The sequence below is a fragment of the Ilumatobacter sp. genome, from assembly GCF_049588435.1.
Taxonomy (GTDB): Bacteria; Actinomycetota; Acidimicrobiia; order Acidimicrobiales; family Ilumatobacteraceae; genus Ilumatobacter_A.
In genome coordinates this window covers 1-9,704 of the sequence record NZ_JBAVYV010000326.1, presented here as the reverse complement: position 1 = coordinate 9,704, position 9,704 = coordinate 1, and the positions used below count along the sequence as shown (strand labels likewise).

At 67.4% G+C, this 9,704-nt stretch carries 9 protein-coding genes and 1 pseudogene; 1 reads left to right on the top strand and 9 read right to left on the bottom strand.

Translation table 11 applies throughout. The features are described from left to right. Positions 1–260: PEP-utilizing enzyme (locus WBV89_RS12655; RefSeq protein ID WP_423981711.1), on the top strand; the 260-nt coding region annotated here is incomplete at its 5' end. A gap of 31 nt (positions 261–291) precedes the next feature. Here the strand turns inward: WBV89_RS12655 and WBV89_RS12650 are convergent. From WBV89_RS12650 to WBV89_RS12610, 9 genes and pseudogenes are all read right to left on the bottom strand, one after another. Further along, positions 292–1,257, bottom strand: a complete 966-nt coding sequence (locus WBV89_RS12650) for a permease (protein WP_423981710.1) — start codon at positions 1,255–1,257, stop codon at positions 292–294. Then, positions 1,254–1,568, bottom strand: coding sequence for an ArsR/SmtB family transcription factor (locus WBV89_RS12645; protein ID WP_423981709.1), 315 nt, complete (start codon positions 1,566–1,568; stop codon positions 1,254–1,256). Before WBV89_RS12645 ends, WBV89_RS12650 begins: the two co-directional genes overlap by 4 nt. A gap of 78 nt (positions 1,569–1,646) precedes the next feature. Further along, the gene (locus WBV89_RS12640) at positions 1,647–3,566 is read right to left on the bottom strand and encodes an ABC transporter permease (RefSeq protein WP_423981708.1); all 1,920 of its coding nucleotides are present in this window, start codon (positions 3,564–3,566) and stop codon (positions 1,647–1,649) included. Further along, positions 3,563–4,726, bottom strand: a complete 1,164-nt coding sequence (locus WBV89_RS12635; RefSeq protein WP_423981707.1) for a quaternary amine ABC transporter ATP-binding protein — start codon at positions 4,724–4,726, stop codon at positions 3,563–3,565. Before WBV89_RS12635 ends, WBV89_RS12640 begins: the two co-directional genes overlap by 4 nt. A 30-nt stretch (positions 4,727–4,756) precedes the next feature. Next, on the bottom strand, positions 4,757–5,815 hold the full coding sequence (locus WBV89_RS12630) for a glycine betaine ABC transporter substrate-binding protein (RefSeq protein ID WP_423981706.1): 1,059 nt from the start codon (positions 5,813–5,815) through the stop codon (positions 4,757–4,759). Between the two features lie 191 nt (positions 5,816–6,006). Further along, complete coding sequence (locus WBV89_RS12625) at positions 6,007–7,365, bottom strand: amidohydrolase family protein (protein WP_423981705.1); 1,359 nt, start codon at positions 7,363–7,365, stop codon at positions 6,007–6,009. Positions 7,366–7,397: 32 nt separating this feature from the next. Continuing rightward, positions 7,398–8,270: an ABC transporter permease gene (locus WBV89_RS12620; RefSeq protein ID WP_423981704.1), complete on the bottom strand. Its 873-nt coding sequence runs from the start codon at positions 8,268–8,270 to the stop codon at positions 7,398–7,400. Next, entirely contained in the window at positions 8,270–9,376 is a 1,107-nt protein-coding gene (locus tag WBV89_RS12615) for an ABC transporter permease (RefSeq protein ID WP_423981703.1), read from the bottom strand. Before WBV89_RS12615 ends, WBV89_RS12620 begins: the two co-directional genes overlap by 1 nt. Further along, a pseudogene (locus tag WBV89_RS12610) lies at positions 9,373–9,704 on the bottom strand (ABC transporter ATP-binding protein); the annotation flags it as partial. The pseudogene WBV89_RS12610 and the gene WBV89_RS12615, both read right to left, overlap by 4 nt.

Sequence of the window (9,704 nt, the reverse complement as noted above, 5' to 3'; positions counted from 1 at the left end):
CCGGGCCCGAGGACGACTTCGATGCGATCGAGGACGGCGATGTGCTGATCGCGCCGTTCACCAGCCCGTCGTTCAACAGCATCTTTCCGCTGCTCGGCGCCGTGGCCGTGGAGGAGGGCGGCCCGATGAGCCACACGGCGATCGTCAGTCGCGAGTTCGACGTCCCCGCCGTCGTCGGCGTCGCAGGGCTCCTGCGCGCCGTCCGAACCGGCGACGAGGTCGAGGTCGACCCGACCACCGGCACCGTCACCGTTCGCTGATGCAGCCGGACGGGGCCTGCGCCGTCGCAGGTCACCCGACCAGCGCTTGCGCGAGGAGTCCGCCCAGCACGGCCACGGCGAGCACGTAGGCGAAGAAGATCCCGAGGATTCGGTTGTCGGCGAGTTTGGTGAGCAGGAGGAACTCGGGAACGCTGGCACCGGCACCCGAGATCGTGAGCGCGACGATCGCGCCGATGCCGACGCCGGCGGCGGTGAGAGCGTCAGCGATCGGGACGAACAGGGCGGTACTGAAGTAGAGCGGGGTGCCGAGGATCGCGGCGATCGGGATGGAGAGGATGCTGTTCTCGACGGTGAGGCGCGCGGCCATCTCGGGCGTGATGAAGGCTTCGATGAGGATGCCGATCGCGACGCCGATCACGAGGACGACCGCGACCGATCGCAACAGTTGGACGGCCGCATCGAACGCGTCGCGGGATTCACTCCGGAGACCGCGCCAGGGCGAGTCGTCCGCGAGGCCGTCAGCGGCTCCGCACGTGGCACTGTCATCCTGCCCGGTCGAGGTCACGGGCCCGGTCCACGCGGGTTCAGGGGTGCGCGTCGGGTGGGCGGTCGACACCTGGGCGAGGGGTTTGAGATGACGCTCGATTCCGACCGCGTCAGCGACCAGCGCGAGCGCCAGCGCCGCCGTGAAGGCGACGACGAGGTAGATCGTGGCGGCGAGCGGTCCGACGATCAGGATCAGCGCGCCGAACAGCACTGGGTCGAGGACCGGTGCGGCCACGATGAACGCCACGTAGCCCGCTGTGCGAACGTTGGCCCGCCGGAATCCGATGAGCATCGGCACCGCCGAGAACGTGCAGAACGGGGTCGCGAAGCCGATCGCGATTCCCTTGAGGGCGGCGACCACCGGCGGTCCACCCAGCCACTGTTGGAGACGTTCGGCACCGACGCGACGTTGCAGGAGTTGGATCGCGAACGCGACTCCGAAGAACAGGACGACGAGCTCGACGACCAGGTACGCCGTGTCGCGAATCATGTGCCTCCGCTCGACGGGGCGCCGGATGCCATGATCTCGGCGGCGGCGGCGGGCAGGGCGGACATGCACGACGTGTTCACGCGGACCATGGTGCGGACACCGTCGGGTTCGCAGAAGATGTACTGACCGTCGGCGAGCACCTGGAGGTGTCGCGACACTGTCGACTGACTCCGTCCGACGATCTCGACGATCTCGCCGACCGTCATCGGCGCTGACGCGATGGCGATCGTGTGCAGCACCTTGATCCGTGTGGGATCGGCAAGACACTGGAACCACTTGGCGTACTCGTCGGCTGCCGCATCGTCAATCATCGTTCATCGACGATAGACGATGAATAGCGCATCGTCAAGAGGCCAGCGTGAAGGGGCCAGGCTCTCGCCCGGTCCTGATCAGGTGTGCGTCGGGCTCGGCGGCTGGAGCTTGCGGCCGACCGCCTGAGTCCCGCGGTCGAGCATGATCGCCATCAGGACGATCGCCAACCCGACCTCGAAGCCCAGCCCGACTTCGCTGTTCTTGACGGCACTGATCGTTTCGAAACCGAGTCCCCCACCACCGACGAGGCCCGAGATGATGACCATCGCCAAGACCATCATGATCACCTGGTTGATGCCGGCCATGATCGTCGTTGCCGCCAATGGAATGCGGACGCCGAACATCGTCTGACGCGGCGTGGCACCGAACATCTGGGACGCCTCGACGCTCTCGGGTGGCACCTGTTTGATCCCGAGCGCGGTGATCCGGATCCCGGGCACGATCGCGTACAGGACCGAGGCGATGATTCCCGGAACGACCCCGATCGTGAACAACGTGACGGCCGGGATGATGTAGACGAGCGACGGGATCGTCTGCAGACCGTCCAGCAGCGGGCTCAACACCGCCTCGACGCGTCGATTACGACCAGCCCAGACTCCGATCGGAACCGCGATCGCCACCGCGACGACAACCGCCGCGATCACCTGGGTGAACGTGTCGATCGTGAGCGCCCACATTCCGATCAGACCGATCGTCACGAGGCTCAGCACGTTGAACGCGGCGAGACCCCAGCCGTTGAGCCGCCAGCCGATCCAACCGGCGGCGAACACGATCGCCGGCCACGCGAAGGTGTCGGTCAAGGTGTCACGCACCGGCAGATAGAAACGGATGACGATCGTGTCGTTGATCCAACGCGTGAGCCATCGAAGGTTGTCGCGCACCCAGCGGATCGCATCGTCGATCGGGTCGAACGCCTTCACATCCCAGATATCCGGGAACGTGTTCCACGAACGGAGCCGGCCGACGATGATCAATGCCGCGATCCCACCCACGACTGCGATCGCGATGCGCCTCGGAACGGCATCGCCGCGCGTCGTCGCTGCTGCCGCACGGCCCACCCGCTCGAGCACGATCGCGATCGCCACGATCGCGAGACCGGTGGCGATGCCACGCCCGGTGCGGCGCTGGGTCAGCGTGTCCATGACCTCCTGGCCCAGACCGCCGGCACCGAGCAACGTCGCCAGCACCACGATGCCGAGGGCCATCATGATGGATTGCGCCACCCCGGTCAGGATCGTCGGCATCGCCATCGGAAGTTGCACCTTGCGCAACGTCTGCGCCCGACTCGCACCGAACATCGTCGACGCCTCGATCGAGTGCGGCGGGACCTCGCGGATCCCGAGCGTCGTCAGCCGAACCACCGGTGGCAGGGCGTAGACCACCGTTGCCAACGTCGCAGGCACCACGCCGATCCCGAAGAACAGGGCCATCGGCACGAAGTACACCGGCGCCGGCACGGTCTGCATCGCGTCCAGTACCGGGCGCATCGCCTTCTCGCTCGACGGCCGCAGTGCGCCGAGAATGCCGAGGGGAACACCGATGAACACACACAGCAACACGGCGATCGTCATCAGCGCGATCGTCTCGACCGTGACGTCCCAGAGCCCGATCAACCCGGGGTAGAGCATCACGGCGCCGGCAGCGGCCGCCTGCCACCAATTCCGCGTTCGGGCGACGAATGCGAAGACCGCGATCGGGAGCACGAACCACGGCAGCCAGAGCAGCAGCGCTTCGACGTTCTCGAGCCCCCACCGGACCACGTCGGTGATCGGATTGAACACGTACGTGAACAACCAGTGGTCGCGCCGGTTGCGCTGCGACCAACGGGCCAGGGCATCGAGTGGACCCGAGAACGTCTCGTCGAGCCCGGCCGCGAACGTGTCGACCCTCGAGAACGCCACCTGCAACACCACGAAACCGGCGACCAGCGCAGCCCACGGCCACCAGCGGCGGTCGAACGAGACGGTCGATTCGTCGCGCAACTCGACCGTCGTCACGGCGCCTCGGGCGCGCGGTCGACGACGGTCAGTCCGATGTCCGTGCCTTCGTCGGAAACAGGCTCGACATCCTGCATCGTGTCGAGCACCGCACGTACCGCTGAGCGGTCGACATGGCCGAGCAGCGAACCCATCTCGTCGACGACCGCCACGTCGTGGTGGCTCGCGAGCAGTACCGGCAGCAGCGACTCGACCGATGCATCCGAACGGACGGTGGCACCGTCGGCGACTGCTGGACGTGAACGCCCGTCGGCCGGGACCGGGGCCATCACGCTCGCGGCCGTCAGGACCTTTGCGCGCGAGACGTCCTTGGTGAACTCGCGCACGTACTCGGTCGCTGGATTGCCGACAAGTTCCTCGGCCGTACCGATCTGGTCGAACTCACCGTCCTTCATGATCGCGATGCGGTCACCGAGTTTGATCGCCTCGTCGAAGTCGTGGGTGACGAACACGATCGTTCGATTCATCTCGGCCTGCAACCGGAGCAGCTCATCCTGCATGTCGCGGCGGATCAACGGATCGAGCGCCGAGAACGGTTCGTCGAAGAACAACACCGTCGGCTCGACCGCGAGTGCACGGGCCAGGCCGACTCGTTGCTGCATGCCTCCCGAAAGCTGTTGCGGATAGTGATCTCCCCACCCGCCGAGGCCGACGAGGTCGAGCATCTCGGTCGCCTTGGCATGTCGGTCCGCTCGCTTGAGGCCTTGGACCTCGAGTCCGTAGGCGACATTGTCGATCACCTTGCGGTGCGGAAACAGTCCGAAGTGCTGGAAGACCATCGACAGATCGCGCCGTCGGACATCACGCAACTCGGCATCGGTCATGGTCGTCAACTCACGGCCCTCGAGCGTGATCTGTCCACGGGTCGACTCGATCAACTGCGCGACGCATCGCAGCAGGGTCGACTTGCCCGATCCCGACAGTCCCATGATGACGAAGGTCTCGCCCGGGAGCACATCGAACGACACGTCGCGCACGCCGATCGTGTTGCCCGTCGCCTCCTGGATTTCCGTGCGGCTTGCCCCACCCGCCGCGAGTTCCAGGGCGCGATCAGGCTTCGTGCCGAACACCTTCCAGACACCGCGGGCGGTGAGGCAGGGCTCGCGCCCAACCTCACCGCCATCGCCGGCGTCGGTCATGTCGTCGGAAGTGACCGACATGTCGTCACCCCCTTCGGACCGATCCGGCGGTCAGCCCAGCCAAGCGGACCAGATCGCCTCGTTGTCGGCGATCCAGGCGGCGGCGACGTCCTCGATGTCCTCGCCGTCGATCTCGGCCGAGGGCAGCATCGCGAGCTGGTCCTCGTTCGTGATCGTGAACGCTGAGAGGAATGCGTGGACGTCGGGAGCCTTCTCGGCGAGTTCCGCCGAGCCGGCCTTGATGATGACGTCTTCCGGATACTCACAGTCGACGCCACCGTCCTCGGCTGCGGCACTCGCGCCGCATTCCTCGGTGTAGGGCGGCAACTCGACCTGCTGCAGGTCGTACTTGCCGACAGCAGCCGTCGGAGTCCACCAGTACATCAACACCGGCTCTTCGGCCGCGACGCGAGCATCGAGTTCGGCGACGGTCGCGGGCTCAGACCCCGAGAACACGACCTCGAACGGCAGACCGAGGTTCTCGATGATCTGCTCGTCGAACTCCGAGTAGGACGGGTCGGTTCCGAGGAAACGACCGTTGTCGCCGGTCTCGGCGGTTGCGAAGAGCGCCGCCGCCTCGGGGGTGGCGTATCCCTCCCACGTGGCGAGCTCCGGATGTTCGTCGATGACGTAGCTCGGGACGTACCAGCCGATCCGTCCCACTGCTCCGAGATCGCCGAGCTGTTCCACCGAACCGTCGTCGAAGAAGGCCTGCTCCGTCTCAGTGATTCCCGACGGCCAGATTTCGAGGGCGGCGTCGATCGTGCCGTCGCTCAATCCGGTGAACATCGCCTCGTTCTCGTCGAGGCTCAGCTGCTCGGTCGGGTAGCCGAGCTCACTCTCGATCAGCTGACTGGCGACCTCCACGTTGAGCGCCGATGCGGTCCACGGGTTGATGACCAGGTTGATCGTCGGCTTGTCGCCGTCGTCGGATGCGTCGTCGTCGGATGGTGCATCCGTCGTCGCCGCCTCGTCGGTACCGACCGTTTCGCCGTCGCTCGCCGCCGGCGCACCGTCGGCATCGGACGAATCGGACGAATCGTCACTGCCACACGCGGTCGCGACCAGCGTCAGTGCGACCAAGGACGCGCTCCACATTTTCCTGTTCATGATGGTTCCCCCCAAATCACCACTCGTCGGCGGATCCGACATCCGCCTCGGGACGAGGCAGCCGCGACTGTACCGAACTCTTCGACCCGCTGTGAGACATCGAACCCGCCCGTCCCCAGCGGCATCTCGTCAACCCGTCCGGCGCGACGTACGCAGACGGTTCGCGAGATCGCACGGATGACGACCGGGGTTCAGATGATGGTGGCCACCCTGCGGCCGTCGACCCAGGTCGAGGTGATCTCAGCGGCTCCGGCGAGGCGGATCACCTTCTCGAAAACGGTCCGTGGGACGTCGGTCTCGGGCCAGACCCGGAGGCCGCTGGCCGAACCGTGGGTGTCGACGACGAGGGCATCGAAGCGACGACCCGGCTCGATCAGCCCGACCGGGATGTCGAGGGCGGTCGCACCACCGAGCGTCGCCATCCAGAATGCGGTGACGATGTCGATGCTGGAACCGGCGACGCCGCGGTCGGACGACGGGACAGACACGTCGACACCCGCATCGAGCATCCGCGACACGGTGACCGCGTCGCGGCACTGCGCCAGCAGCCCGGGTGACGATCCACCCGCCACATCGGTTCCGAGGCCGATCCGGACCCCTCGATCGAGCAACCGTCGAGTGGGTAGCACCCCGTCCGCGAAGTAGGCATTGGACAGCGGGCAGTGGGCCAGGCCGACGTCGCGCGAGACGATCAGATCGGCATCGCGGTCCGTGACGTGGTTCGCGTGGGCCAGCACGGAGCCGGGTCTCAACAGTCCGAACCGGTCGAGCGCGACCGTGTCGGTCACGCCGAAGCGGTCCAGCGAGTACGTGTGCGCCCAATCCGATTCCGAACAGTGGGTCTGGACGGCCACGTGCGACGCGGCGGCGAGCGTCCCGAGCCCGGCGAGCAACTCGTCGGTGCACGACGGCGTGAAGCGCGGCGTGATCATCGGTCGCACGAGGTCACGACCGGCATCGAGTGACCGGATCGTCTCGACCGATCGGGCACTCGCGTCGATCGCCGATCGCGCATCGTGATCCCGGTACCACGCGGGGTTCCCGGTCGGATGGTCCATCGCCACCCGGCCGACGAACGCGCGCTGTCCCGAATCGAGGCATGCGGCGGCGAGCGCCTCCGTCGCGGCTTCGTCGTTGGTCACGAAGTAGACCGCCGTCGTCGTGCCGTGACGCAGCATCGACGGCACGAGGTCGCTCCACACCCGCTGGGCGAACGTGAGATCGCCGTACCGCGCCTCGAGCGGGAAGGTGTACTCGAACAGCCACTGCTCGAGCGGGAGATCGAGGCAGGTTCCGAGCTGCGGCCACTGCGGCGCATGGACGTGGAGGTCGACCAGACCGGGCATCAGCACCTCGGTGCTGCCGAGCTGGACCACCTCGCCCGCGAGTCGCACCAGCTCCCCACCACGCGCCGAGGCCCGTGGCGCGATCTCGGCGATCACGCCGTCGGTGTCGATCGCGATCACTGCGTCGTGGAGGTACTCGAACTCGGCCGGCGTCGGAGTCTGCATCACGTCGCCGATGACGGCGGTCGCGACGAACGCGGGCACGGGCGCACCCGATCGTGGCACCGAGGTCCGGGTCATGCCAGCTGCCGGTCGAAGGGCACGCCGAGCGCGGCCGGCGTTCGGCTGTTCCGACCGCGGATCACCAGCGCGAGCAGCGTCACCACGTACGGCAGGGCGAGGAACACCTCGTAGGGGATCCCGGTGTTGGTCCCCTGGATGCGCAGTTGCACCGCGTCACAGAGCCCGAACAGGAACGCACCGAGGACGCACGGCAGCGGCCGCCATCCGGCGAAGACGACGAGTGCGAGCGCGACCCAGCCCCGACCGGCGGTGACGTTCTGGATGAACAACCCGAGTGGGCCACACACCAGCACAGCGCCACCGAGTGCTGCGAGCGCGGAACCGGCGATCGTCGCGAGATACCGGGTCCGGACGACGTTGTAGCCGAGCGCGTCCGCGGCGACCGGCGTCTCTCCGACCGCCGCCACGACGAGACCGGCGACGGTCTTGCGCATCAGGAAGATCACCAGCCCCAACACGATCAACGTGAGGACCACGAGCGCCGGCATCCCGATCCGCTCGATGCGTGGCGGGTTCTGCCCGAACGAGAACGAGCGTTGGTAGAGGAAGCTCGTCGCCGAGCCGGCGAGGATGGTGAAGGCCAGCCCCGTCACGATCTGGTTCGCCCGCAACCCGACGAGCACGGCGGCGAGCACGAGTCCGCAGACCGCACCCGTGACGAGTCCGCCGAGCAGCCCGAGCCACGGCGATCCCGTGTGATACGTCACGAGGTATCCGGCGAGCGCTCCACTCACCATCAAGCCCTCGAGACCGAGGTTGAGCACGCCGGCGCGTTCACTGATCAACGCGCCCAGCGCAGCGATCGCGACCGGGAGTGCGAGCCGCAGACCGGCGCTGAGCGTCGCGATGGAGAGCACGACGTCCATCAGACAGCCCCGTCCACGCGGGAGAACCGGCCGGCGACCGCATCACCGATCACGACGAAGATGATCAACAGCGCCTGCACCACCCCGACGAGCGACGAGGGCAACTGATGATCTCGTTCGGCGGCGGCGAAGCCGATGTCGAGCCCGGACACGCCGAGCGCTGCGATCAGGACCCCCACCGGGTGCAACCGACCGAGCAGGGCGACGATGATCGCGGTGTATCCGTAGCCGACACTGAACTCGGCATTGATCCGGTTGGTCACCCCCGCCACCTGGACGTAGCCGGCGATGCCGGACAGCACGCCGACGAGGCCCAGGACGGTGAACAACATCCGACCGGTCGACACCTCGTTCGCGCGCAGCGCGATCGGATTGTGGCCGATCACGTCGACCCGGAACCCGAAGCGCGTACGGCTCATCACGACCGTCAGGATCGGGACGAGCAGCACCGCGAGGACGAAACCGAGATGGGTGTTGAGCCCCGGAACGGTCGGCAGCCCGGCGTTGCCGATCACCGCGCTGGCCGGCACGAACGACTCGTCGTCGCGGATCCCGACCCGGATCAACCACTGCATCGCAGCAGCGGCCACGTAGGTCAGCAGCAGACTCGAGATGACGACGCTGGTGTTGTAGCGGTTGCTGAGCACGGCCGAGATCCCGCTCCACAGCGCGCCGGTCACCGCCGCGATCACCATGCAGGCCGGGATCAGCAGCCATCCGGGCACGTCGCTGATTCCACCGGCGGTGGCGAACGCGGTCGCCGCGACGGCACCGATGACGAACTGCCCCTCGGCACCGATCGTGAACAGGCGGGCCCGGTAGGCGACGGCGAGGCCCAAACCCATCAGCAACAGCGGCGTCGCCGACACGGCGGTGTTCTGGAGACCGCGGTTGTCGACGAAGACCCCACGGACCACGTCGGCGAACACGGCGAGCGGATTCTCACCCTCCTGCCAGATCAGGAATCCACCGATCACCATCGCCCCGAGGACGGCACCGATCGGCACGCCGACCACGATCGCCGCGTGCCGCAGTCCACCGCCGGCGCGAGGCTCGATGACCGCGTCGGGTTCGGACGGGTCGAGCTCGACGGCGAGCGTGCTCATGTCGCTCCGCCCATCGCCCGTCCGATAGCGGACCGGTCGAAGGGTCGGGAGAACTCGCCGGTGATCTCGCCGCGCGACATCACGATGACGCGATGCGACACGGCCAGCACCTCTTCCAGTTCGGCACCCATCCACACGACGGCGGCACCCTCGTCGGCCGCGGCGAGGACCCGTTCGGCGACGACCGATGCCGCACCCGGGTCGAGGCCGCGGGTGGGGTGACAGGTGATCACGGCGTCGGGGGTGCGATCGAGTTCACGCGCGAGCACGAGCTTCTGCGCGTTGCCGCCCGACAGGCTGCGCACCGGCGCGCCCGGCCCCGCAGCCC

Coding starts and splice junctions, on each gene's coding strand:
- WBV89_RS12620 (WP_423981704.1), bottom strand. CDS start 8,270: ATGGACGTCGTGCTCTCCATCGCGACGCTCAGCGCCGGTCTGCGGCTC.
- WBV89_RS12635 (WP_423981707.1), bottom strand. CDS start 4,726: ATGTCGGTCACTTCCGACGACATGACCGACGCCGGCGATGGCGGTGAG.
- WBV89_RS12650 (WP_423981710.1), bottom strand. CDS start 1,257: ATGATTCGCGACACGGCGTACCTGGTCGTCGAGCTCGTCGTCCTGTTC.
- WBV89_RS12645 (WP_423981709.1), bottom strand. CDS start 1,568: ATGATTGACGATGCGGCAGCCGACGAGTACGCCAAGTGGTTCCAGTGT.
- WBV89_RS12630 (WP_423981706.1), bottom strand. CDS start 5,815: ATGAACAGGAAAATGTGGAGCGCGTCCTTGGTCGCACTGACGCTGGTC.
- WBV89_RS12615 (WP_423981703.1), bottom strand. CDS start 9,376: ATGAGCACGCTCGCCGTCGAGCTCGACCCGTCCGAACCCGACGCGGTC.